Annotated in this window: 24 protein-coding genes; 13 read left to right on the forward strand and 11 right to left on the reverse strand. The window is 56.7% G+C overall.

Translation table 11 applies throughout. The annotated features are described in order from the left end of the window. Positions 1–40: 40 nt before the first annotated feature. Complete coding sequence (gene argS, locus ACL2XP_RS11540) at positions 41–1,771, reverse strand: arginine--tRNA ligase (protein ID WP_413738644.1); 1,731 nt, start codon at positions 1,769–1,771, stop codon at positions 41–43. Between the two features lie 649 nt (positions 1,772–2,420). On the opposite strand from argS, the gene ACL2XP_RS11545 reads away from it, so the two are divergent. Then, positions 2,421–2,981 carry a VOC family protein gene (locus ACL2XP_RS11545; RefSeq protein WP_413738645.1) on the forward strand — a complete coding sequence of 187 codons (561 nt, stop codon included), beginning with the start codon at positions 2,421–2,423 and terminating at the stop codon, positions 2,979–2,981. Here the strand turns inward: ACL2XP_RS11545 and ACL2XP_RS11550 are convergent. Further along, complete coding sequence (locus ACL2XP_RS11550) at positions 2,978–4,138, reverse strand: MalY/PatB family protein (protein WP_413738646.1); 1,161 nt, start codon at positions 4,136–4,138, stop codon at positions 2,978–2,980. The genes ACL2XP_RS11545 and ACL2XP_RS11550 overlap by 4 nt on opposite strands. A 131-nt stretch (positions 4,139–4,269) precedes the next feature. On the opposite strand from ACL2XP_RS11550, the gene cutC reads away from it, so the two are divergent. After that, positions 4,270–5,028: a copper homeostasis protein CutC gene (gene cutC, locus ACL2XP_RS11555; protein ID WP_413738647.1), complete on the forward strand. Its 759-nt coding sequence runs from the start codon at positions 4,270–4,272 to the stop codon at positions 5,026–5,028. A 93-nt stretch (positions 5,029–5,121) separates the two neighbouring features. Here the strand turns inward: cutC and cmoB are convergent, their stop codons facing one another. From cmoB to ACL2XP_RS11575, 4 genes are all read right to left on the reverse strand, one after another. Next, the gene (cmoB, locus tag ACL2XP_RS11560) at positions 5,122–6,093 is read right to left on the reverse strand and encodes a tRNA 5-methoxyuridine(34)/uridine 5-oxyacetic acid(34) synthase CmoB (protein ID WP_413738648.1); all 972 of its coding nucleotides are present in this window, start codon (positions 6,091–6,093) and stop codon (positions 5,122–5,124) included. Then, entirely contained in the window at positions 6,090–6,833 is a 744-nt protein-coding gene (gene cmoA, locus ACL2XP_RS11565) for a carboxy-S-adenosyl-L-methionine synthase CmoA (RefSeq protein ID WP_413738649.1), read from the reverse strand. Before cmoA ends, cmoB begins: the two co-directional genes overlap by 4 nt. Before the next feature lie 94 nt (positions 6,834–6,927). After that, a complete protein-coding gene (locus ACL2XP_RS11570; RefSeq protein WP_413738650.1) occupies positions 6,928–7,323 on the reverse strand; it encodes an MAPEG family protein in 396 nt (131 codons plus the stop codon). A gap of 102 nt (positions 7,324–7,425) precedes the next feature. Then, positions 7,426–8,283, reverse strand: a complete 858-nt coding sequence (locus ACL2XP_RS11575) for a DUF72 domain-containing protein (RefSeq protein WP_413738651.1) — start codon at positions 8,281–8,283, stop codon at positions 7,426–7,428. 330 nt (positions 8,284–8,613) lie between these two features. Between ACL2XP_RS11575 and ACL2XP_RS11580 the strand changes: the two genes are divergently transcribed. Then, complete coding sequence (locus ACL2XP_RS11580; RefSeq protein ID WP_413738652.1) at positions 8,614–9,906, forward strand: AAA family ATPase; 1,293 nt, start codon at positions 8,614–8,616, stop codon at positions 9,904–9,906. Further along, entirely contained in the window at positions 9,906–10,676 is a 771-nt protein-coding gene (locus ACL2XP_RS11585; RefSeq protein ID WP_413738653.1) for an HNH endonuclease, read from the forward strand. The genes ACL2XP_RS11580 and ACL2XP_RS11585 overlap by 1 nt, the downstream gene beginning before the upstream one ends. Before the next feature lie 293 nt (positions 10,677–10,969). On the opposite strand, the gene ACL2XP_RS11590 is transcribed toward ACL2XP_RS11585, so the two are convergent. Further along, the gene (locus ACL2XP_RS11590; protein WP_413738654.1) at positions 10,970–11,536 is read right to left on the reverse strand and encodes a hydrolase; all 567 of its coding nucleotides are present in this window, start codon (positions 11,534–11,536) and stop codon (positions 10,970–10,972) included. Between the two features lie 344 nt (positions 11,537–11,880). On the opposite strand from ACL2XP_RS11590, the gene aspS reads away from it, so the two are divergent. The 6 genes from aspS to ruvB all read left to right on the forward strand — a co-directional run bounded on the left by aspS (position 11,881) and on the right by ruvB (position 17,185). Further along, positions 11,881–13,671, forward strand: coding sequence for an aspartate--tRNA ligase (gene aspS, locus ACL2XP_RS11595; protein WP_413738655.1), 1,791 nt, complete (start codon positions 11,881–11,883; stop codon positions 13,669–13,671). Then, positions 13,672–14,115 carry a dihydroneopterin triphosphate diphosphatase gene (gene nudB, locus ACL2XP_RS11600; RefSeq protein ID WP_413738656.1) on the forward strand — a complete coding sequence of 148 codons (444 nt, stop codon included), beginning with the start codon at positions 13,672–13,674 and terminating at the stop codon, positions 14,113–14,115. Between the two features lie 23 nt (positions 14,116–14,138). After that, on the forward strand, positions 14,139–14,882 hold the full coding sequence (locus ACL2XP_RS11605) for a YebC/PmpR family DNA-binding transcriptional regulator (RefSeq protein WP_413738657.1): 744 nt from the start codon (positions 14,139–14,141) through the stop codon (positions 14,880–14,882). Positions 14,883–14,925: 43 nt separating this feature from the next. Beyond that, positions 14,926–15,447, forward strand: a complete 522-nt coding sequence (gene ruvC / locus ACL2XP_RS11610; RefSeq protein WP_413738658.1) for a crossover junction endodeoxyribonuclease RuvC — start codon at positions 14,926–14,928, stop codon at positions 15,445–15,447. Positions 15,448–15,551: 104 nt separating this feature from the next. Further along, positions 15,552–16,169 carry a Holliday junction branch migration protein RuvA gene (ruvA, locus tag ACL2XP_RS11615; protein ID WP_413738659.1) on the forward strand — a complete coding sequence of 206 codons (618 nt, stop codon included), beginning with the start codon at positions 15,552–15,554 and terminating at the stop codon, positions 16,167–16,169. Between the two features lie 8 nt (positions 16,170–16,177). Then, the gene (ruvB, locus tag ACL2XP_RS11620; RefSeq protein ID WP_413738660.1) at positions 16,178–17,185 is read left to right on the forward strand and encodes a Holliday junction branch migration DNA helicase RuvB; all 1,008 of its coding nucleotides are present in this window, start codon (positions 16,178–16,180) and stop codon (positions 17,183–17,185) included. Positions 17,186–17,213: 28 nt separating this feature from the next. Here ruvB and znuB read toward each other — a convergent pair whose 3' ends face one another. Next, entirely contained in the window at positions 17,214–17,999 is a 786-nt protein-coding gene (gene znuB / locus ACL2XP_RS11625; protein WP_413738661.1) for a zinc ABC transporter permease subunit ZnuB, read from the reverse strand. Next, on the reverse strand, positions 17,996–18,751 hold the full coding sequence (znuC, locus tag ACL2XP_RS11630) for a zinc ABC transporter ATP-binding protein ZnuC (protein ID WP_413738662.1): 756 nt from the start codon (positions 18,749–18,751) through the stop codon (positions 17,996–17,998). Before znuC ends, znuB begins: the two co-directional genes overlap by 4 nt. Positions 18,752–18,825: 74 nt before the next feature. Here znuC and znuA point away from each other — a divergent pair, with 74 nt between their 5' ends. The 3 genes from znuA to lpxM all read left to right on the forward strand — a co-directional run bounded on the left by znuA (position 18,826) and on the right by lpxM (position 22,216). Then, complete coding sequence (gene znuA / locus ACL2XP_RS11635; RefSeq protein WP_413738663.1) at positions 18,826–19,755, forward strand: zinc ABC transporter substrate-binding protein ZnuA; 930 nt, start codon at positions 18,826–18,828, stop codon at positions 19,753–19,755. 12 nt (positions 19,756–19,767) lie between these two features. Beyond that, positions 19,768–21,099 (forward strand): murein DD-endopeptidase MepM, encoded by a 1,332-nt coding sequence (mepM, locus tag ACL2XP_RS11640; RefSeq protein ID WP_413738664.1) that lies wholly within the window; start codon positions 19,768–19,770, stop codon positions 21,097–21,099. A 154-nt stretch (positions 21,100–21,253) separates the two neighbouring features. Next, entirely contained in the window at positions 21,254–22,216 is a 963-nt protein-coding gene (lpxM, locus tag ACL2XP_RS11645; protein WP_413738665.1) for a lauroyl-Kdo(2)-lipid IV(A) myristoyltransferase, read from the forward strand. Between the two features lie 58 nt (positions 22,217–22,274). On the opposite strand, the gene pyk is transcribed toward lpxM, so the two are convergent. Both pyk and ACL2XP_RS11655 read right to left on the reverse strand, forming a co-directional pair. Continuing rightward, a complete protein-coding gene (gene pyk, locus ACL2XP_RS11650; protein WP_413738666.1) occupies positions 22,275–23,717 on the reverse strand; it encodes a pyruvate kinase in 1,443 nt (480 codons plus the stop codon). Between the two features lie 187 nt (positions 23,718–23,904). Beyond that, on the reverse strand, positions 23,905–24,774 hold the full coding sequence (locus ACL2XP_RS11655) for a MurR/RpiR family transcriptional regulator (protein ID WP_413739130.1): 870 nt from the start codon (positions 24,772–24,774) through the stop codon (positions 23,905–23,907). Positions 24,775–25,072: the final 298 nt, after the last annotated feature.

Here is a 25,072-nt window from a genome sequence, read left to right on the forward strand (position 1 = left end):
CCGGAGCCGTGGCGCGGTTGTCAGTCCGGTACGAATGCAGTTACATCCGTTCCACCGTTTGAATACCCAGCAGCTCCAAACCCTGCTTCAGGGTTCTGGACGTCAGCAATGCCAGCTTCAGGCGGCTTTGCTGAATGCCGTTATTATCGGCATTAAGAATCGGACAGTGTTCATAGAAGCTGGAGAACAGCCCCGCCAGATCGTAAAGATAAGCACACATGACATGGGGCGTGCCGTCGCGGGCCAGCACGGTGACCGCTTCTTCAAATTGCAGCAGGCGCGCCGCCAGCCGGGTTTCCTGCTCGGCTTCAAGAATGACCGGCGAGGTCAGTTGCCCTTCGTTCAGGCCGCTGCGCTTGAACACCGACGCCACCCGGGTATAGGCATATTGCATGTAAGGCGCGGTATTGCCTTCGAAGGCCAGCATATTATCCCAGTCAAAGATGTAGTCGGTCGTGCGGCTTTTGGAGAGATCGGCATATTTTACCGCGCCGATACCGACTACCTGCGCCAGCGTTTCCAGTTCCTGCGGCGACATATCCGGATTTTTCCCGGCGATCAGGACGCGGGCGCGTTCAAGCGCTTCATCCAGCAGGTCGGATAGTTTAATCGTACCGCCGGCGCGGGTTTTGAACGGCTTGCCATCCTTGCCGAGCATCATGCCGAACATATGATGTTCCAGCGGCACGGACTCCGGCACATAACCGGCTTTGCGCACGATGGCCCAGGCCTGCATCAGGTGCTGGTGCTGGCGGGAATCGATATAATAGAGCACCCGATTCGCCTTCAGGGTCTCATAACGGTATTTGGCGCAGGCGATATCGGTGGTGGTGTAGAGGTAGGCGCCATCCTTCTTTTGGATGATAACCCCCATCGGCTCGTCTTCCTTGGTCCTGAACTCCTCCAGATACACCACCGTGGCCCCGTCGCTCTCCACCGCCAGTCCTTTGGCCTTCAGGTCGGCGACGATGCCCGGCAGCATGTCGTTATACAGGCTCTCGCCCATGACATCCCGGCGGGTCAGCGTTACGTTCAGGCGGTCATATACCTGCTGGTTTTGCGCCATGGTGATATCCACCAGCTTGCGCCACATGCGGCGGCAATAATCATCGCCCGCCTGCAGCTTGACGACATAACTCCGGGCGCGCTCGGCGAAATCGGCGTCTTCATCATAGGTTTTTTTCGCTGCGCGATAAAATTCTTCCAGGCTGGATAACTGCATTTCCGGTTCGCCCCGGGACTGGATTTTTTCCAGATAAGCAATCAGCATCCCGAACTGCGTGCCCCAATCGCCCACATGATTGGCGCGAATCACCTTATGGCCGAGGAATTCCAGCGTACGTACCGCCGCATCGCCGATGATGGTGGAACGCAAATGGCCCACATGCATTTCTTTGGCCACGTTGGGCGCGGAATAATCCACTACGATGGTCTGGGGCGTTACCGGGGTAATATTGAGATGCGGGGCGGCCAGCGTGGTCTCAATCTGTGCCGCCAGCCATTGCCGGTCAAGAAAAATATTGATGAAACCGGGGCCTGCAATCTCGATTTTTTCCGCAATACCGTCCAGCGCCAGCAGCGAAACCACGTGTTCCGCCAATTTCCGCGGCGGCATGCCGAGCTGTTTGGCGATGGCCATCACGCCGTTGGCCTGGTAATCGCCGAACTGCGCCTTGGCTGATTGGCGCACCTGCGCCTCGCTGGCGGCGGGCGCCCCGGCCGCAGTTAACGCTTGACTGACTTTGTCTGAAAGAAGTGCCTGAATATTCACCGTATTACCTTTCTTACTCACGTCGGAAGCGAGGAACGCCGCTCCATGCTTCCGGCAACCTGATAAAACGACCGCCCCCCGCCGCTGCGCACAGGGCGTGGATGCGAACCGTAAAGTAAAAGAAACAACGCTTATACCATAATCAGCGCCGCGAGTCAGTACGGCCGACCGCGCTCAGGACTAAGTAATCGCAGTGTTGGGGAGAAGGAGAGGGTGGGATACCCGTAAAAGAAAGGGATTAAGCTATCGATTACGAGATTTACGGGATGCGCCCAGCTGATTGCGATTGCGGGTGCGCAAATGCTGTATAATTGAAAATATCGCTACAACAACGAGTATTAGGCATAATATTAATAACAGCATAATTATGTACTCACATTATAATATATTGCGAAAATAACGTATTTCCTTGGCATATACAATCCACCCGATGAGCTTTAAGATTATACTTAGCATTAAATGTCCATTGCCGTCGCGCAATGCGGCAACCGCCTTTTTGCCATTTTTTGCCATTGATAGTTGCGCGGTGGAATTAAAACAATATGTCAATAATCATTAAGATTATGCAAATAAAAAACGAAAAATGTAATCAAATAAATTATCGGCGCTTTTTTTATTTTTATGTATGACAATTATTAGGAATTTTCCCATGAATTGGAATGCCATATCGCAATTAGCGGATCTGGTTGAGGATTTAACCCGTTTTGAACAGCGCCTATCGGCGTTGGCCGATAGGCTCGGACTTCCTTTACATATTTATAACATTGATCATATCGCGCTGCGCTGCCGCCAGGATGCCACGGCGCAGCGCTGGTTCGACGGCTGGCAGCAATGCGGGCGCTGCCTGAAGAACAGCGAATTCAACGGGCGCAACATCGCGCTATTCGAATTGCATCAGCCCCTGGCGCTGGGGCCGGTGCGCATTGACTGCGTGGAATTACCCTGGCCGGGGCAGCGCCGCTACCCCCATGAAGGCTGGGAGCATATCGAAATCGTCCTGCCGGTGCCGGCGGAGGACTTGCCGCGCGCGGCTCTGGCGCTATTGGCCGATGCGGCGCTGGCGGCGCCGGATATCAGTATCCGCCACAGCGCGCCCCGGGACATCCTTGAGCGCCTGCCCAACCCTACGCTTGCGGTGACCGACGGCCAGGTTACCATTAAATTTCATCCCCATAGCCTACGCGCCATCGTGGCCAGCGAAGCGCGCTAAGCCTGCGGGACCGGCTCGCGGCGGGCGATGGCCCGCTCCATGCGCTCCAGCGCCTGCATCAGCAAGGCGCGGGGACAGCCGAAGTTCAGCCGGATGAAATCAGGGGCGCCAAAATCGGCCCCCGCCGACAACCCCACGCCCGCCCGCTCAAAAAAGCGCTGCGGATGGTCCACGCCCAGTTCGCTGGCGTCTATCCAGGCCAAATATGTGGCTTCGGGCACCGTCATATGCAATCCGGGCAGCGCGGCGACGCGTGCGGCCAGCCAATCCCGGTTGCCGCGCAGATACTCCAACTGCTCCGTCAGCCAGGGCTGGCCGTCGCGCCACGCCGCCGTGGCGGCCGCCAGCGCCAGGACATCCACGCTGGGCACAATGCCGCTGCGCTGGGCCGCAAAGCTCATGCGCAGGCGGGGGTTGGGAATTATGGCCAGCGATGCCCCCAATCCAGCGATATTGAAGCTTTTGGACGGCGACAACAGGGTGATGGTCCGCTGTTCGGCATCCTTGTTCAACGAGGCGAACGGAATATGCCTGACGCCCGGTTCGAGCAGTAGATCGCAGTGGATTTCATCGGAACAGACCCACAGGTCGTGCCGCCGGGCAAAATCCAGCTGCTGTTCCAGCTCATCTTGCCGATAGACGGTACCGCCCGGATTGTGGGGGTTGCATAGCATCAGCATTTTTTCCGTCCCGTCCAGGGTCCCCGGCAGCCCGGTTAAATCCAGCAACCAGCGCCCTTTTTGTAATCGCATGGGGGCCAGGCGTTCTTCCCTGCCCGCATTGCGCGCCGCGGATCGAAACGGCGGATATATGGGCGAGGGGATAATAATGCTGTCACCCGGCTGCGTCAGCGCGCGCGCCGCCAGATTAAGACCGCTTACCAATCCGGGTAGAAAAACCAGCCACTCCGGTTCAACATGCCATTGGTAACGTTCCCGCATACGTTCGACCACCAGCGCGGCGAGTTCCTTGGGCGGTATGCCGTAGCCGAAGACGCCGTGGGCGACCCGGGATTGCAAGGCGTCGATGATACACGGCGGCGACCGGAAATCGGTATCGGCTACCCAAAGCGGAATAACGTCTTGTCCATCATACTTTTGCCATTTATAACTGTCGCTGTGACGACGGTCGATACTTTCGTCAAAGTTGAATGCCATAGTTCTTCCCTTGAATGATATATAAGAAAGACGATAAATAAACGTTTATCGCTAACGCCGATCAATGCCGACTCCCGGATAAGCGCGGTTGCATAACCCTCTTATCCTGAGGTGTAAATAAGGAGTATACAATGCCTAAATTGGAAGTCTGCTGTTATAGTCTGGAGTGCGCATTGACTGCGGAGCAGGCGGGCGCAGACAGGATCGAACTGTGCTCGGCGCCGAAAGAAGGGGGGCTTACGCCGTCATACGGCACGCTTAAACTGGTCCGGGAAAAAGTGGCGCTGCCGGTGCATCCCATAGTCCGGCCCAGGGGCGGCGATTTTTGCTACAACCAAAGCGAGTTCGACACCATTCTGAGCGATTTGGCGCGGGTGCGCGAAATGGGTTTCCCGGGGGTGGTGGTGGGTGTGCTGGACGCGGAAGGTCATATCGATTTGCCCAGGATGCAGCGCATCATGAGCCAGTGCGACGGCCTGGCGGTGACCTTCCATCGGGCCTTCGATATGTGCTTTAACCCCTATCAGGCCCTGAAACAATTAACCGAACTCGGCGTGGCCCGCATCCTCACTTCCGGCCAGCAGCAGAACGCCGAAATAGGTTTAGCATTATTAAGGGAACTGACCAACCAAAGTCGTGGTCCAATCATTATGGCAGGCGCTGGCGTGAGGTTGACCAATTTGCATAAGTTCCAGCAAATCGGTATCCGTGAATTGCACAGTTCGGCGAAACAGGTTGTCCCGTCCGGCATGCGTTATCGCAAAGCGGGGGTCAGCATGAGCATCGACAGCGAAGCGGATGAGTTCACCCAATACTGCGTGGACGGCGATATGGTGGCGGCCATGAAGCATGCGCTTACCCTGCCGAGTCCCGCCCACCGGCCGGCCTGACCACTGATTTTGCCGCGCACACGAACTAACCCACGTGATGCTTGCAAGTACCAAGCCCCAACCTATTTCTTGGGGCTTTTTTTTAAGCGGATTTCAGGGCTTGCGGGCAATCACCACGGCGCGCAGCGGGGCGGGATAACCTTCCACAGTCAGGCGCGGGTCGTCCGGATGCAGGAAATCGGCCAATGATTCGCTGGTCATCCACGGGGTGCGGCGCTGTTCGCCGGTGGTCGTGGCCGACATATCCGCCAGGCGGACCTGCTCGAAACCACATTTTTCCAGCCAGAGCATCAGCGCCCCGGCCGACGGGATAAAAAACACATTGCGCATTTGCGCATAGCGTTCGCCCGGTACCAGCACCTGCTGGGCATCGCCTTCAATCACCAGCGTTTCCAGTACCAGTTCGCCCCCGCTGATCAATTGATTTTTCAACTGCAGCACATGATCCAGCGGCGAGCGCCGGTGGTACAACACACCCATGGAAAATACGGTGTCGAAGGCCGCCAGCTCGGGCAGTTGTTCAATTCCCAACGGCAGCAGGTGCGCCCGCCGATCGCCGCCGAGCAGTTTTCGCACCGCTTCGAACTGGCATAAAAACAGCTGCATCGGATCGATGCCTACCGCCAATTGCGCGCCGGCGCCGACCATGCGCCACAGATGATAACCGCTGCCGCAGCCCACATCCAGGATGATTTTTCCCGCCAGCGGATCGATATGCGGCAAGACGCGCTCCCATTTCCAATCGGAGCGCCATTCGGTATCTATCTCAATGTCATAAAGCGAGAATGGCCCCTTGCGCCAGGGCATCAATTGACGCAGCAGGCTCTCGATTCCCTCTTTTTGTCCCGCTGGCAGGGGAAACTCGCCCTGGGCCGCGACCCCATGCAGCAAATCCAACCGCGCCGGCGTCAACTGCGGCAGGCGTTCAACCGCGTTAAACCAGTGTTTGAATTTGCCGTGCAGGGAGTCGCGCTGCCATGCGCTTAGCTGCGAGGGCAGCGTATCAAGCCAGTGGCTGAGCGGACTTTTGGCTATCAATTGGTAAAAATCGCCAAAATCGGTCATGCCGCCGTCCCCGGTTTAAGCGCAATTAACGAGCCGAAATTAAAACATTGGAACCAGACCTCGGCGTGACCGAAACCAGCCTGGCGCAGCCGCTCTTTATGGGTTTCCACCGTATCGGTCAACATGACGTTTTCCAGCAGGCTGCGTTTTTGGCTGATTTCCAGCTCGCTGTAACCATTGGCGCGTTTAAAATCGTGGTGCATGTTAAACAGCAGTTCACCGATGCCGGGATCGGTAAAACTGAATTTCTCGGACAACACTACCGCGCCGCCGGGATTAAGGCCGGCAAAAACCCGGTCAAGCACGGCTTGACGATCGCTGGGTTCCAAAAATTGCAGCGTGAAATTCAGCACCACCAGCGAGGCGTTTTCTATCGGCACATCGCGAATATCCGCCTCTATCACCTCTACGTCGGTGGTGGCGCGAAACGCCGCGATGTGGCGGCGGCAGCGATCCACCATGGCGGCGGAATTGTCCACCGCCACGATCCGGCAGCCTTCGGCGATGATATTGCGGCGCATGGAAAGGGTAGCGGCGCCGAGGGAGCAACCCAGATCGTAGACCTGGGACGCGGGCGTGACAAAGCGCTCCGCCAGCATGCCAATCATGGAAATAATACTGGAATAACCGGGCACCGAGCGCTGGATCATGTCCGGAAACACCTCGGCCACGCGTTCGTCGAAGGTCCAGTCGCCCAATTTGGCTATGGGCGCGGAGAAGAGATTATCGTGGTTTGTCATTAGAATATCGGGAATGTTCAGGGAAAGCCGCTATTCTAACAGATTGATGGCACAAATCATGCCCCGCCGCCTTTTGCGCGGTGAAACCCCCGTTTTAACGCCAACTGAAAATCAGCTCCCAGGGCAAGTACCATAAATTGAGCAACACCATCACGATCAGCGCGGTATAGGTGGCGCTCATGCCGGTGCGGCGCAGTTTGAATTCCCGGTGGCGCAATCCCAGCGAGTGCATGATCCGGCCCGTCATCAGCATCAAGCCGCACAAATGCAAAGACCAGTTAGGCGCGCCGTTCATTTCCAAAATCACCAGCAGTACCAGGCCGATGGGAATATATTCCACCGCGTTGCCGTGTACCCTAATGGCCGTCTGGAGTTCATAAAACCCCCCGTCCCCATAGGCCACGCGGTATTGCGTACGCAGTTTTACCACATCCAATGACAATTTTATCAACAGCATAGCGCCGAAAACCACATAAAGCGCACTAACCATCTTCCACTCCATTACCCTTGTGCCGAACAGCGTGCCAAATAATAGCCTGACTCCGGCGCGCTGTCGTTAGTTATCCTCTTAAAAACAGGGGGTTTGTAACGGTTAAAACAGCGTTTCCTGCCGCGGCCAGGGCGGCATGGGGCCGAGGCCGGGTATGCTGGCCGCCAGCAACGGCCATAAATGCTGGGCCAGGCGCGGGGCGTAGCCGATATCCGGCGTATGGATAAACAAAAACGGCGTGCGGCTTTGCTGCCATAACGCCAGTTTTTCCAGCCAGGGCTTGAACAGGCGCAGGCTGTCGTCCATATCGTCATTGCCGATATAGCGCACCAGCGGCCGGTCCGCGGTCAGCACGGCATGCACCGGCACGCGGGGTTTTTGCCGCTGCGCGGCCAGCATGGCGGGGGATTTGACCGGCGCGGCGGCCCCGGCGCCGGGATGACCGCCGTCGCCGCCATAGGGCTGGTGTACCGGACGGCTGTCCAGCACCACGCGATTGACGCCGCGCTCCTGCAAGCCGCGGTTAAGCTGGCGTTCATCCTCGCCCTTGGTAAAAAAAAGCGGGTGGCGCACTTCTACGCCATAACTGAAATCCGGCGGCAGGGCATCCAGAAAAACCCACAGCGCGTCCAGATCCGCCGGACCAAAGGCCGCCGGCAATTGCAGCCAATATTGGCCGATGCGCCCGGCCAGCGGCTCCAACACCTGGTAAAATTGCGCCAGGGGCTGGCGGAAATCACGCAGGCCGCCCTGATGGCTGATGGTGGCCGGAAATTTAAAGCAAAAACGAAAGCTGTCCGACGTCATGGCGCGCCAGTCCAGCACGCGGGCCGGATCGGGCAGGGCGTAGAGCGTGGTATTGCCTTCCACGCAGTTGAAATACCGGGCGTAATCCGCCAGGCTGTGCAGGCCAATCCGGTCCCAGGCCGTATGATGCCACTGGGGCAAGCCGATATACATAGCGGTGAATCCTTTTATTGCCTCTCTCTTTAGCCTAACGCGACTGCGGCACGGCGGCAAGAATAGCGGCGCAGAAACCCACGGCGTTTATCGTCCGCCGCCGTGCGGCAGGAAAACTATTTCATCGGTAACCGATTCGATCGGCTTATCGTAAATCATTCCCGACGCCAGCTTATTCACAATATTAAATATGCATTCAATTAAGCGCCGTTTTTACCAGTAATTTTATTTATTTACCAGCGGCGTTATTTGACGGGTGAACCGTGTTTTTATAGACGCGTCGCAAACAATACCGCATAATAAAAACAGAGCGAACCGACAGATATTTATATGAAAATATTAACTATGTCTTTATGTAATTTTAAATGTTTCGAATCATTAGACTTGAAACTTAATGAGCACTTCAATGTTATTATCGGCGATAACGCCACCGGTAAAACCAGCATCCTTGACGCAATTTCTTTTGCCCTGGGCACGTTTTTGATCGGCGTGCGAAAAGTGACCGGCGACAGCGCGATTGAAATCAGAACGCTCAAACAGCAGGAAAAACGGAAAATCCTGACGGAACATGTCCTTAATTACCAGTTGCCCTTTAACGTTAAATTACGCCATACCCTGCAAGGGGTCGAATACTGCTGGGCGCGGGAAACCAACAAAGTCACCGGGGGCGCCACCTCCTTTAAAGATGCCAATGATATGATTAAGCATGCGGAGCGGTTATGTAAAAATATCTATGAAGCCAACGACCAGACCACTTTGCCGCTCATCGCCTATTACGGCACCGCCCGCTTATTCAGCGATAAATCCCAGCGCAGCCGCGCTTCCCGTGCCACCGCCCGCACGGAAGGCTACGCCGCTGCCCTTGACCCGCAATGCCTGCAAGAGCATTTTGTCTCCTGGTTTGCCGACTACGAAGATTCCATATTAAAATTCGCCAAAGAAAAAAGCTTATACACCGCCTTTACCCATACCATCACCACCATGGTGCCGGATTGGGAAAAAATACATTACAGCTGGGCGCATAACTGCATCCTCGGCAAAATGGAAAATGGCACCTGGACCCCTTTCGACATGCTGAGCAGCGGTTATCGCAGCATTGTCAGGCTGGCCGCCGATATCGCTTACCGGGCGATAAAATTAAATCCCCACCTGCGAGAACGGGCCGTATTGGCAACCGAAGGCGTGGTGCTCATCGACGAGCTGGATATGCACCTGCACCCCTCATGGCAGCGTGAAATCGTCCGGTTATTTAAAACCGCCTTCCCGCGCATCCAGTTTATCGTCACCACCCATTCTCCCTTCATTATACAATCCGTCCAAAATCACGAGCTGATAAAATTGGCCGAATGCCGGCTGGAAAACACCGCCGGCAATACCAATATGAAGGGCCTGGAAGATATCGTGGCTGATGAAATGGACGTGGAAGACGTCCGCAGAAGCAGAAGGTTTGTCGAGTACCAACAGCTGGCGGAACGGTATTTTTCCCTGCTGGAAAACCCCAATCACGCCCCAGAGCAGATCGGCGCGATAAAACACGCGCTGGATAATATTGAGCTTGAATTTATGGACAACCCGGTGCTTGCTTTGTTATTAACCACCGAGAGAAAACTGAAAGGAATATAATGCGGCCGGTTAATAAAAGAGAATTCGCCGCAGGCCAAGCGGAATATCATCCTTACGGCACCGCCAAAAACGATCTGATTAGCGCTCTCGGCGGTTATTGCAGCTATTGCGAACGTCAAAGCTATTCCTGCGGCATAGACGTTGAGCATATCAAGCACAAACGGCGCTATGCCAACCGGGCAACCTTATGGTCGAACTTTTTACTGGCCTGCAAAAATTGTAATTCGGTAAAAGGAACCCAGCCGGTCAAGGGAATGTTTTTTCCCACCATCAGCGACACATTTCGCATCTTTGCCTATCACCAGGACGGCAGGGTGGACGTCAACCAAGCTTTCCTCACCCAGCCCGCCGACCGGCAAAAAGCCCAGGCCCTAATCCGGCTGGTGGGCCTCGACCGCAGACCCGGCCACCCCGATTACAGCGCCAAAGATAAACGCTGGAGCGATCGCAAACAAACCTGGGCGCTGGCGCAGCGATACCTGGTCCATTACCAGGCGGGTAACATCGATACCCAGGTCATCATTGATTTGGCTAAACTCAGCGGCGGCTGGTCAATCTGGATGACGGTATTCAAATACCTGCCCCCGGTATTAACCCGCCTAATCAACGAATTCCCCGCCACCCGCGCCAGTTATTTTATCCACTATCTCCAACCGAAACCCCGCCCGGTCGCCACCCCCGCTGAAACGGTATCCATGCCAACCGGCGCGGTAAACCCGCCGCCCACCGGGATGGATACCGATCAGGCGCCGCGCCCGCTGCAACGGTAAAACGCCAACCTGCCGGGCGCCGGACTTGAAGCCAACAGGACTCCGCACCCGCTGAAACGGCACCCATGCCGACCGGCGGGGAAGCGTGCCGTGGGGGTCGAAGCGGCCATGGTTTTCCTGGCCGCCGGAGCGCCCCCTGGCGCGGTAAACCCGCCGCCCACCGGGATGGATACCGACCAGGCGCCGCGCCCGCTGCAACGGTAAAACGCCAACCTGCCGGGCGCCGGACTTGAAGCCAACTGGACTCCGCGCCCGCTGAAACGGCACCCAGGCCGCTCCCGCGGCCTCCCTCCCTAGAACGCCGCCAGCACCTCCTCGCTACTGCGCACCCGCCCAATACGCGGAAAAATATTCTGCACGCTATTATCATGCTGCTCCTTGCTCTGCGTACTGCACACATCCTCCACCAACACCAGATCATACCCCATCTCCCAGGCATTACGCGCGGTGGACTCCACCCCGATATTCGTCGCAATACCCGCCAGCACTATCGTCGTAATCCCCCGGCGGCGCAGTTGCAAATCCAAATCGGTACCATAAAAAGCGCCCCACTGCCGTTTAGTCACCCGGATATCGCTATCCTCCACCCCCAGCGCCTGCGGAAACTCCCACCAATTATCCGGCAACGCATGTCCGGCGTTCGGCGCATCCACCTGCTGCTTCGGGGCATCGGCGAAATCCGGCGACCAACCCACCCTGACCAGCACCACCGCTGCGCCGGCCTGGCGAAAATGCGCCGCCAGCCGGCCGGCTTTGCCCACTACCTGCTCGCCGCTATAGGGGCCTTTGGCGAAAGGCACGATTCCTTCCTGTAAATCGATAAGAACCAATGCGCTACATTTGGGGTCAAGTTTCAGCATAATGCATCTCCGAAGGGTAAATGAATGTGGAATCAGGCCGTTATCTATTCAGATCGGTAACCAGAGAGGGTATGTTAGAAATGTAACGCGATGACAGCGCCCGGCCGGTAAATTTTGTTAATAAATATGTTAATGAAACATTATTTAACCAGCCGGTCCCCGGGCGTTGCAGACGGGCTTATCCTATGAATGAATTTCCTTTATAATGACCGCCTTTCGAACGCCGGCAAAAGACCAATGCATCGCCGCCATCCGCGATGGCCTGGGTGTGACCCAATTAATGAATAACAGCCTTACCGCGTAACCGAACAGGACGGCATGGGCTGAATATTAAGGATATTGTTATGCGTACTGTATATTGCGGGCAGCTCAACCTGTCCCATGTTGGCCAGGAAGTGACCCTGTGCGGTTGGGTCAACCGCCGTCGCGACCTCGGCGGGCTGATTTTTATCGACATGCGGGATAGGGAAGGGCTGGCCCAGGTGTTTTTCGACCCCGATCGCCAGGAGGCATTCAGCCGCGCGGCGGAACTGCGTAACGAATTCTGCATCCAGCTGACCGGCACGGTCAGAGCGCGTCCCGACACCCAAATCAACAGGGACATGGCCACCGGCGAAGTGGAAGTCCTCGCCACCACGCTTACCATTATCAACCGTTCCGACCCGCTGCCTCTTGACTCGAACCAAAATAATACCGAAGAGCAGCGCCTTAAATACCGCTACCTGGACCTGCGCCGTCCGGAAATGGCGGAGCGGCTTAAATCCCGCGCGCGCATCACCAGCTTTGTCCGCAGGTTCATGGACGCCCAGGGGTTCCTGGATATTGAAACACCGATGCTGACCAAGGCCACGCCGGAAGGCGCGCGCGACTACCTGGTGCCGAGCCGGGTGCATAAAGGCAAATTTTATGCCCTGCCGCAATCGCCGCAGCTATTTAAACAGCTGTTGATGATGTCCGGCTTCGACCGGTATTACCAAATCGTCAAATGTTTTCGTGATGAAGACTTGCGCGCCGACCGCCAGCCGGAATTTACCCAGATCGACGTCGAAACCTCCTTTATGAGCGCCGTCCAGGTGCGGGAAGTCATGGAACGCCTGATTAGCGAACTGTGGAAGGAAATCAAAGGCGTTGATTTAGGCGCCTTCCCGGTTATGACCTACGCCGAAGCGATGCGCCGTTTCGGGTCGGATAAACCCGATCTGCGCAACCCTATGGAAATCGTTGATGTCGCCGATCTGGTCAAGGATCTGGAATTTAAAGTGTTCTCCGGCCCGGCCAACGACAGCAAAGGCCGCGTAGCGGCGATTCGCGTTCCCGGCGGCGCGGGATTAAGCCGCAAGCAAATCGACGAATACGGCAAATTTATCGAAATCTACGGCGCCAGGGGCCTGGCCTATATTAAAATCAACGAGACCGCCAAAGGCCTGGACGGGGTACAAAGCCCCATCGCCAAATTCCTCAGCAACGACGTGCTGGCGGCCATCCTGGAGCGCACCGGCGCACAGGACGGCGACATCATTTTCTTCGGCGCCGACAGCATTAAAATCGCCACCGATGCCCTGGGCGCGCTGCGTCTTAAGCTCGGCCGCGATCTGAAACTCACCGACGAGAAACGCTGGGCCCCGCTGTGGGTCATTGATTTCCCGATGTTCGAAGATGATGGCGAAGGCGGCTTGGCGGCGATGCACCATCCGTTTACCGCGCCGCTGGCGATGAACCCGGACGAGCTGCTGTCCGCGCCCCTGGATGCCGTGGCCAACGCGTATGATATGGTAGTGAACGGCTATGAAGTGGGCGGCGGGTCGGTACGTATCCATCGCAGCGAAATGCAGCAGACCGTATTTGGCATTCTCGGCATTACCGAACACGAACAGCGTGAAAAATTCGGTTTCCTGCTCGACGCGCTGAAATATGGCACGCCTCCCCACGCAGGCCTGGCCTTCGGCCTGGATCGCCTGGTGATGCTGCTTACCGGTACCGATAATATCCGTGATGTCATTGCGTTCCCCAAAACCACCGCGGCGGCCGACCCCATGACCGATGCCCCGAGCTTCGGCAATGCGGCCGCGCTGGCGGAATTGTCCATCGCCGTTATCGGCAAGGGCAAGGAAGCCGCGGAACGCGGGCAGCAATAAATGGCCTGGAAACGTCCCGTCTCGGTATTAATTGTGATTTATGCCGGCGACAGCGGGCGGGTGTTAATGATGCAGCGGCGGGACGATACCGGGTTCTGGCAGTCGGTCACCGGCAGCCTGGAAGGGGATGAAACCCCGGCCATGGCGGCCAGGCGCGAAGTGAAGGAAGAAACCGGCATTGATATCGACGCCGAACATCTGGCGCTGGTGGATTGCCGGCGCTGCATCGAATTTGAAATTTTCAGCCATTTGCGCCACCGATATGCGCCGGGAGTGACGCGCAATACAGAATATTGGTTCAGTTTAACGCTACCCTCGGAGCGAACGCCGCAGATTAGCGAACATTTGGCTTACCGCTGGCTGCCGGCCGCGCAGGCCGCATCGCTGACCAAGTCCTGGAGCAATCGGCAGGCGATTGAAGAATTTGTTATTTATCCGGCCTGATAAGGCTTATTTCGGAGAGATTTATGGCAGGTCATAGTAAGTGGGCCAATACCAAGCATCGTAAAGCGGCTCAGGACAGTAAACGTGGCAAGATTTTCACCAAAATTATCCGTGAGCTGGTAACGGCGGCCAGGCTGGGCGGCGGCGATGTCGGGTCCAATCCCCGCCTGCGCGCCGCGGTGGACAAAGCGCTGGCCAACAATATGACGCGCGATACGCTCAACCGGGCCATTGCCCGCGGCGTCGGCGGCGACGATGATACCCAGATGGAAACCATCATCTATGAAGGGTATGGTCCCGGCGGCACGGCGGTGATGGTTGAATGCCTGAGCGACAATCGTAACCGCACGGTAGCCGAAGTCCGCCACGCCTTTACCAAAACCGGCGGCAACCTCGGCACCGACGGTTCCGTGTCTTACCTGTTCACCAAAAAAGGGGTGATTTCGTATGCTCCCGGCTTGACGGAAGATCAGGTCATGGACGCGGCGCTGGAAGCCGGTGCGGAAGACGTGGTGACCTACGACGACGGCGCCATCGATGTTTATACGTCGCCGGAAGATTTCGGCCGGGTCAAAGATGCCCTGGAAGCCGCGGGATTGCATGCCGATTCTTCCGAGGTGGGCCTGATTCCCTCCACCAAGGCGGATCTGGATGAGGAGACCGCGCCCAAACTGCTGCGTCTGATCGATTTGCTGGAAGATTCCGACGACGTGCAGGAGGTCTATCATAACGGCGAGATCTCCGACGAGGTGGCGGCAACGCTGTGACGGTGGTCCGGTTCGGAAATCGCCGCCGGTGCGGTGGCGGGGCATGACCATTATCCTTGGCATCGACCCCGGTTCGCGCATTACCGGGTATGGTATTTTACGCCAGCAGGGGCGGGTGCTCACCTATCTTGGCAGCGGTTGCATCCGCACCAAAGTGGATGATTTGCCCACCCGCCTCAAACTCATCTATGCGGGCGTCAGCGAAATCATCACGCAGTTCCAACCGGATTTTTTCGCCATCGAGCAGGTGTTCATGGCGAAGAATGCCGACTCGGCGTTAAAGCTGGGGCAGGCGCGCGGGGTGGCGATCGTGGCGGCGATGAATCACGAACTGCCGGTATTCGAATACGCCGCGCGGCAGGTGAAACAAACCGTGGTCGGCGTCGGTTCGGCGGATAAAAGCCAGGTGCAGCACATGGTGCGGGTGCTGCTGAAGCTGACCGCCAGCCCCCAGGCCGACGCCGCCGACGCCCTGGCTATCGCCATCACCCACTGCCATGTGAATCAAAATGCGGTGCGCATGGGCAATAGTCGGTTAAATCTGGCGCGCGGCCGCTTAAGCTGATCGCCGGCCATCAAGTCCCGGGCTGGATATTCATCCAGCCATTATTATGTTATAAACTTTATCCATTGCTTACTGAATAAATAGCCCTGAAAGGAAGGTTTACCGTGATCGGACGTCTTAGAGGCATCATTCTGGAAAAACAGCCGCCGCTGGTGTTGCTTGAAATCCAGGGGGTGGGTTATGAAGTACATATGCCGATGACGTGTTTCTACGCGTTGCCCGAAACCGGGCTGGAAGCGATCATTTATACCCATTTTGTGGTTCGGGAAGACGCGCAGCTGCTGTTCGGTTTTACCAACAAGCAGGAGCGGGCGCTGTTTCGCGAACTGATCAAGGTCAACGGCGTCGGTCCGAAGCTGGCCCTGGCCATTCTTTCCGGCATGTCGGCCCAGCAATTTGTCAATACCGTCGAGCGCCAGGAAATCAGCGCGCTGGTTAAACTCCCCGGCGTCGGCACCAAAACCGCCGAACGCCTGGTGGTGGAAATGAAAGATCGCTTCAAGGGCATGAACGGCGATCTGTTCGCCCTGGGCGGCGGCGATATTCCCCTCGCGCCGGCGGCCAGCAGTAAAATTGCCGGCGATCCTGAATCCGAAGCGGTGGCGGCGCTGGTCTCCCTGGGGTATAAACCTCAGGAGGCCAGCCGCATGGTGAGCAAGGTGGCGCGGCCGGATGCCGATTGTGAATCGATAATCCGCGACGCCCTGCGTGCCGCGCTGTGAGGTAGAGGATGATTGAAGCAGACCGCTTGATTTCCGCCGGCGTGGTGATTGCCGAAGAGGTGATAGACCGGGCCATCCGGCCGAAAACCCTGGAAGACTATATCGGCCAGCCCCATGTGCGCGAGCAAATGGAGATTTTTATCGAGGCGGCCAAAATGCGCGGCGACGCGCTGGACCATTTGCTGATCTTCGGGCCGCCCGGGTTGGGTAAAACCACCCTGGCGCATATTATCGCCAATGAAATGGGCGTCAACCTGCGCAGCACCTCCGGGCCGGTGCTGGAAAAACCGGGCGACCTGGCGGCGATGCTGACCAACCTTGAGCCCCACGACGTGCTGTTTATCGATGAAATCCATCGCCTGTCGCCGGTGGTGGAAGAAGTGCTTTATCCGGCGATGGAAGATTACCAGCTGGATATCATGATCGGCGACGGACCTGCCGCCCGCTCCATTAAAATTGAGCTGCCGCCCTTTACGCTGGTGGGGGCGACTACCCGCGCCGGTTCGCTGACCTCGCCGCTGCGCGACCGTTTTGGCATCGTCCAGCGCCTGGAGTTTTACCAGGTGGCGGATTTACAGCATATCGTCAAGCGCAGCGCGGCGTGCCTGGAGCTGAACATTACCGAATCCGGCTCCCTGGAAATCGCCAAACGCGCGCGCGGCACGCCGCGCGTCGCCAATCGCCTGCTGCGCCGGGTCAGGGATTTCGCCGAAGTGCGCGCCCAGGGCAATATTACCGACGCAGTGGCGGTCGATGCCCTGAACATGCTGAACGTCGATACCGAGGGTTTCGATTTTATGGACCGCAAGCTGCTGCTGGCGATTATCGATAAATTTGTCGGCGGGCCGGTCGGCCTGGATAACCTGGCGGCGGCCATCGGCGAAGAGAAAGAGACCATTGAAGACGTGCTGGAGCCGTTTTTGATCCAGCAGGGATTTATCCAGCGCACCCCGCGCGGGCGTATCGCCACCGCCCATGCCTATAAGCACTTCGGCATCGTGCGCGGCGAGCTGTAAAGCCAGGCCGGTATCGCCGGCGCGGCAATCAAATGCGCTGGCGGTTAAACAAGCTTAATAAAAACAGCACCGAGGCGCAGAGCACCACGGACGGTCCGGCCGGCGTGTCGTACCAGGCGGAGAAGGCCAAACCGCCGGTAACGGCAATCATGCCCGCCGCTACGGCGAACAGCGCCATCTGCTCCGGCGTACGCGCAAAGCGGCGCGCGGCGGCGGCGGGAATAATCAGCAGCGAAGTGATAATCAGCGCGCCGACAAATTTCATCGCCAGGCCGATGGTCAGGGCGGTGACCAGCATCAACAGCATCTTCACGCGCGGCAGCCGAATGCCGTCCACATGGGCCAGCTCGGGGCTAATGGTTACCGACAACAGCGCCCGCCATTGCCAGGCCAGCACCATCAGCACCACCGCCACGCCCAGGGCGATAAGCGCAATATCATCCAGCGTCACCGACAGCAGATCGCCAAACAGATACGCCATCAGATCAACACGCACGTTGGACATCAGGCTGACCACCACCAGCCCCAGGGACAACGCGCTGTGGGCCATGATCCCCAACACGGTGTCTATGGCCAGCTGCGGGTAGCGCTCCAGCCATACCAGACCCAACGCCAATAACAAGGTCACCGAAATCACCGCGTAAAAGGGATTGATATTGAGCAGCAGGCCGAACGCCACGCCCAATAACGAGGCATGGGCCAGGGTATCGCCAAAGTAGGACATCTTGCGCCATACCACAAACGATCCCAGCGGCCCGGCCGCCATGGCCAGCAGGACGCCGGCCAGCCAGCCGGGCAACAGCAGTTCGATCATGACGGGCCGCCTTCGTGCCGATGTATCACCTGGCCTTGCAAATCATGCCCGTGGTTATGGCGATGCCGGTAGATGGCCAGCTGTTCCACGCCGTGATAACCGAACATGGCGATGAACTCCGGATGGGCCGACACGATTTCCGGCGTGCCGGAACAGCAAATATGCTGGTTCAGGCACAGCACGTCGTCGGTTTTCGCCATCACCAGATGCAAATCATGGGAGACCATCAACACCGCGCAGCCCAGCGTATGGCGGATTTTATCGATAAGATCGTACAGGGCCACCTGGCCGTTTACGTCCACGCCCTGGGTCGGTTCATCCAATACCAGCAACTGCGGCCGGTTGAGCAGCGCGCGCGCCAGCAGCACCCGCTGCATTTCCCCGCCGGACAGCTTTTGCATCGGCTGCTCCAGCAGATGATCGGCCTGGACCTGTTCGAGCGCGGGAAGGACGTCGGATTTTTTAACTCCCGGACGCAGGCGCATAAAACGGCCTACCGTCAGCGGCAGGGTGACATCCAGGTGAATTTTTTGCGGTACATAACCGATACGCAGTTTTGTCTCGCGGCGCAGCGTACCGCCGGTGGTGGGCACCAGGCCGAGCACTACGCGCACCAGCGTCGATTTTCCCGCGCCATTAGGCCCCATGAGCGTAAGAATGCGCCCGGGATATAAAGAAAACGAGACGTTGCGTAAAACCTGTTTTTGCCCGAAAGAGACGGAAATTTGATTTAGCGTTACCAGACTGATCATGTGAATTACGGTTACGAAACGGCTAAAATGTTATAATATCACACACCTTACCGTTGCCGAAGAGAATTATCATCATGAATCCACAGAAGAAAAAAACCATCCGGCTGCTGTTGGCCGGGCTTTGCGTGCTGGCCGTCGCCAGCGGCCAGGCCCGTGCCAATATCGTCACCTCCATTCGGCCGCTGGGTTTTATCGCCTCCGCCATCGGCGACGGGGTGATCGCCACGGACGTATTGCTGCCGGACGGCGCCTCTCCCCATGATTATGCGCTGCGTCCTTCCGATATCCGGCGCATCCAGCAGGCCGACTTGATGATCTGGGTCGGCCCGGAACTGGAGGCATTCTTGACTAAACCGGTGGGAACATTACCCGCCGGCAAAAGCCTGACGCTATCCGCCTTGCCCGCCATTGCGCCGCTGCTGATGAAAGGGGACGACCATGAGGAAGAAGCGGATCATGGTGCCGACGACCACCATCACGGCGAATATAATATGCATATCTGGCTGTCTCCCGCCATCGCGGCCCAATCCGCCATCGCCATTCATGACCAATTATTGCGGCTGATGCCCGATAAAAAATCACAATTAGACGCGAATCTACTGTTTTTCACCGCATCATTGACAAAAAATGACAAAAATATCGCTACAATGCTAGCGCCGGTGAGCGGTAAAGGCTATTTCGTGTTTCACGATGCCTATGGTTATTTTGAAAAAAAATATGGTTTGACCCCGCTGGGGCATTTTACCGTAAATCCCGAAATACAGCCGGGCGCTCAGGCACTACATCACATTCGAACACAGTTGGTTGAGCAAAAAGCCGCGTGCGTTTTTGCTGAGCCGCAATTCAGGCCAGCCGTTATCAACGCTGTCGCCAAAGGAACCCTTGTCCGTATCGGCACGTTGGATCCCTTGGGAAGCGGTATCGCATTGGGCAAGGACAGTTATATAAACTTCTTGCTGCAATTGACGAACCAGTACGTGAGCTGCCTGGAGAAGAACTCATGAGGATAGGAATCAGTGCAGCAGATACTTCGCTCTCTCACCCTTGCGTATAATAATCTGCCCAGACCCCACCGCGTAATGCTGGGGTCGTTGACCGTGGTGACCCTGGCCGTCGCGGTCTGGCGTCCCTATGTATACTCCCCGGTTATGGAACCCACGGCGCCTCCCCGCACCGCACCGGCCGTTAACCAACCCGTGCAGGAACTTACCCCCGAAGCCAGCGAACCCATCGATCAATCCGCCGCGGATAACGATGACGACGTGCCGCCGGAAGACGATCTAGACGAGAAGGTCGCAGGTGAGACGGGGGTCCATGAATATGTCGTCTCCACCGGCGATACGCTAAGCAGCATCCTGACCCAGTACGGCATCGATATGTCGGATGTCAGCCAGTTGGCCCAGCAATTCCCGCAATTACGTAATCTGAAGATCGGACAGCAAATTTCCTGGACCCTTACGGACGCCGGCGAACTGCAGCGCCTGACTTGGGAAATGTCGCGCCGCGAAACCCGCACCTACGATCGCGTGGGCAATAATTTCAAAGAGAGCATCGCCAACCTGGCCGGGGAATGGAAAAACACCAGTCTCACCGGGGAAGTGAACGGCAGTTTTGTGAATAGCGCCCGTGCGGCGGGATTGTCCAGCGCAGAAGTCAGCGCGGTGATCAAGGCGATGCAATGGCAGCTCGATTTCCGCAAATTGCAAAAAGGCGACCAGTTCGCCGTCCTGACTTCGCGCGAAATGCTGGATGGGCGCAGCGAACAAAGCGAACTGGTGGCCGTGCGCCTCAACACCGGCGGCAAAGATTATTATTCGTTCCGCGCCGAGGACGGCAAATTCTATAACCGCGACGGGGCGGGCCTGGCCAAAGGTTTTATGCGTTTTCCCACCACCAAGCAGTTCCGGGTGTCGTCCAATTTTAATCCCCGCCGGTTAAATCCGGTTACCGGACGCATAGCGCCGCACCGCGGCGTAGATTTCGCCATGCCGGTGGGCACGCCGGTAATGGCCATCGGCGACGGCGAAGTGGTGGTCAGTAAAAACGGCGACGGGGCCGGCAATTACGTGGCCATTCGCCATGGGCGCCAATACATGACCCGCTATATGCACCTGAAAAAATTACTGGTGAAACCGGGTCAGAAAGTGAAACGCGGCGATCGCATCGCGCTGTCGGGCAATACCGGGCGCTCCACCGGCCCGCACCTGCATTATGAAATCTGGATCAACCAGCAGGCGGTCAACCCCCTGACGGCAAAACTTCCCCGTACCGAAGGGCTGGCCGGTAAGGAACGGCTGGACTATCTGGCGCAGGTTCGTGAAGCCATGCCGCAACTGCAATTCAATTGATATGTTATCTTAACGGCAAGCGAAAGATGATCGCTTGCCGTTTTATGTTTATCATTATCGCGACGGTACGCTAAGCAGGGCCAGAGAGCCCGCCTAATCAATTGACGTCACAGGTCATTGACCTTTTTTGGCAATTGACAGCAAAGAGAGTTGCATGGAAAACGATAATAAAACCAACGCCATTGAGTTTGTTCCGCTATTTAAGCCCGCCTTTTATCATCCCCGTTATTGGGGCGTCTGGTGCGGCATCGGCCTGATCGCCGGGGCAACGTATATACCTCCCCGCCTGCGTGACCCGGTTTTGGGGGCCATCGGCCGCCTGGCGGGCAAAGTCGCCAAAGGCGCCCGCCATCGCGCCCGGGTTAATTTGCAATACTGCATGCCGGAATTAAGCGAGCCGGCGCGCGAACAGATCATCGACGATATGTTTGCCACGGTGCCCCAGTCAACGGTGCTGATGGCCGAACTGGCGTGCCGTGACCCCGAGCGGCTGCTCAGCCGGGTGCAATGGCACGGCGCGGAGATCATCGAACAGGCCACGCAGCAGCAGCGTAATATTATTTTCCTGGTGCCGCACGGCTGGGCGGTGGATGTGCCCGCCATGCTGATGTCATCCCAGGGGCACAAGGTCGCCGGTATGTTCCATAATCAGCGCAATGAGCTGGTGGATTATATGTGGAACCGGGTGCGCCGTCGTTTCGGCGGCCGTCTGCATGCGCGCAACGACGGCGTCAAACCTTTCGTCACGTCGGTGCGCCAGGGCTGGTGGGGGTATTACCTGCCGGATCAGGATCATGGCCCCGAGCACAGCGAATTCGTGGATTTTTTCGCCACCTACAAAGCGACGCTGCCGGCTATAGGGCGTTTGATGAAAATTTGCCGGGCGGCGGTAATCCCGTTATTCCCGGTATATAACAGTAAAACCAGCCAGCTCGATATTTACGTGCGCCCGCCGATGGATGATATCGCCGCTGCGGACGATCGCGTTATTGCCCGGCGCATGAACGAGGAAGTGGAGAATTTGGTCGGGCCGAACCCGGAGCAGTACACCTGGATTTTGAAACTGCTGAAAACCCGCAAACCCGGTGATAAAGATCCCTACAAACGGCAGCGCTGAGGAAAGCAAGGGCGCCGGGAGGCGCCCTTGACTATATTCAACTACCTTGGGATGGGCGTTATTCCACCCGCAGGATGCGGCTGGTATTGGTGGTGCCGACCATGCTCATTACATCGCCCTGGGTGATGATTACCAGATCGCCGGACATCAGGAACCCTTTGTCCCGCAGCAGGTTGGCGGCGCTGGTTGCCGCTACCACGCCATCGCCGTCGCTGTCGAAATAGACCGGCGTAACGCCGCGGTAGAGCGCGGTGAGGTTGAGCGTGTGCTCATGGCGCGACAGGGCGAATATCGGCAGACCGGAGCTGATACGCGACATCATGAGCGAGGTGCGGCCGGATTCGGTCATGGTGATAATGGCGCTGACGCCCTTGAGATGATTGGCCGCGTACATGCTCGACATCGCTATCGCTTCTTCGATATTGTCGAATTGCACATCCAGGCGATGCTTGGACACGTTGATACTGGGGATCTTTTCCGCTCCCAGACATACCCGCGCCATGGCCGCCACCGTTTCCGCGGGGTATTGGCCCGCCGCGGTTTCAGCGGACAGCATCACCGCATCGGTGCCGTCGAGCACGGCATTGGCCACATCCATGACTTCGGCGCGGGTAGGCATCGGATTGGTAATCATCGACTCCATCATCTGGGTGGCGGTAATCACCGCGCGGTTAAGCTTGCGCGCCCGGCGGATCAGTTTTTTCTGGATGCCCACCAGTTCCGGGTCGCCGATTTCCACGCCTAAGTCCCCGCGGGCCACCATCACCACATCGGAGGCCAGGATTATATCGTCCATGGCTTCGTCGCTGGCCACCGCTTCGGCGCGCTCCACCTTGGACACGATCTTGGCGTTGCAGCCGGCGTCGCGGGCCAGCCGGCGCGCGAGGTTCAGATCCTCGCCGGTACGGGGAAAGGACACCGCCAGATAATCCACGCCGATTTTTGCGGCGGTAATGATATCGGCCTTATCTTTTTCGGTCAGCGCCGGGGCCGACAATCCGCCGCCCATTTTATTAATGCCTTTATTATTGGACAGCGGGCCGCCCACGGTCACTTCGGTAAATACCTTCATGCCCTGGACTTCGCGCACCTTCAACTGCACGCGGCCGTCATCCAACAGCAGGATATCGCCGGGCACGACATCGCCAGGCAAGCCTTTATAATCGATACCGACTTGTTCCCGATCCCCTTCACCGACACCCAGATTGGCGTCCAGAAGAAACTTATCGCCCACGCTCAGGAACACCTTGCCTTCCCTGAAAGTCGAAACGCGAATTTTTGGTCCTTGTAGATCCCCAAGGATTGCCACGTGCCGTCCGAGCTTGGCAGCAATTTCACGAACTTTATTGGCACGGGTGAAATGGTCTTCCGCGGTGCCATGGGAGAAATTGAGGCGTACCACGTTGGCTCCGGCAGCAATAATTTTTTCCAAATTATTGTCACGGTCGGTGGCGGGCCCCAGTGTGGTTACAATCTTGGTTCTTCTGAGCCGTCTGGACATTGATAACTCCGTTGACTTGGATATTAAGGTGTTGCAAAAAATATCGGATCTTCCGCTTCCGGCGGATGATAACCCTGCTTGGCCGCCCGTCGGCATGAATCCGGCTGTGCTAAAATGTTCCTCACCTTTACGGCGATTCGGTCAGTTGCGGAACTTTAATAAAATTTATTTTTCATATAATACGGTATTAATCAAATTTATATGTTGCGGAATCTGCTTTATCAAAGCGCGATTCCTTCAAAGCTTCCTTGACCCTCTTCAAGTTATCCCTGAATTTAGCGCCGCGGCGCAAAGTAAATCCGGTGGCCAGCACGTCGATCAGGGTCAATTGCGCAATTCTCGATATCATTGGCATAAAGACATCGGTATCCTCTGGTACGTCAAGGGCCAGGGTCAGCGAGGCTTCATAGGCCAGGGGAGAGAACTGCGACGTGATGGCGATAACGGTGGCATCATTCTCGCGCGCCAGTTGCGCCAGGTCCACCAGCATTTTTGTCCTGCCGGTATGGGAGATAAGCACCACGACGTCCCCTTCGCTGGAGTTCATGCAGCTCATGCGCTGCATAACGATATCTTCCGAGTAGACGATGGGGATATTAAAACGGAAAAATTTGTTCATGGCGTCGTGGGCCACCGCCGCGGAGGCGCCTAAACCGAAAAACGAGATTTTTTTGGCCTGGGTGAGCAAATCCACCGCCCGGTTCACCGCTGCGATATCCAACCGGGTTTTCACCTGCTCCAGGCTGGCCATGGTAGACTCGAAAATTTTCACGGTATACGAATCGACGCCGTCATTCTCGTCCACATTACGGTTTACATAAGGTGTACCATTAGCCAAACTCTGTGCGAGCTGTAATTTGAAATCGGGGTAACCCTTGGTATCCAGGCGGCGGCAAAAACGGTTGACGGTCGGCTCGCTTACCTCCGCCATCCGGGCCAGGATGGCTATGCTGGAATGAATGGCGGTTTGCGGGGCGGCCAGAATGACCTCTGCGACCTTACGCTCTGATTTACTCAGCAATTCCATATGACCGTTGATTTTGTCCAGCATGTTCATAAGTAAATAGCTCATGGTTTTAGCCGATTTCACACAAAGGAGAAATCATTACCGATTTGATGAAATATACTACGTGCCGTAGCGCAAAGGCAGCTAATCCGGTGGCCAGGCGAGTTTTTTTGCCAGACTATGACCTGTGTCTAACTTTCAGAACTGTAATGTATTGACAATATCGTTAATAAATTACATTTTCGTTGCGGGCATTTTGGCGATTTTAGCCAAAAAACGGGTTGTGTCCCGGTTTTTCTAGCATTTTACTGGCCGGCATCAAAAAAAAACCATTTTATATGTAATAAAA

Source organism: Sodalis sp. RH21, assembly GCF_047324175.1.
Taxonomy (GTDB): domain Bacteria; phylum Pseudomonadota; class Gammaproteobacteria; order Enterobacterales; family Enterobacteriaceae; genus Acerihabitans.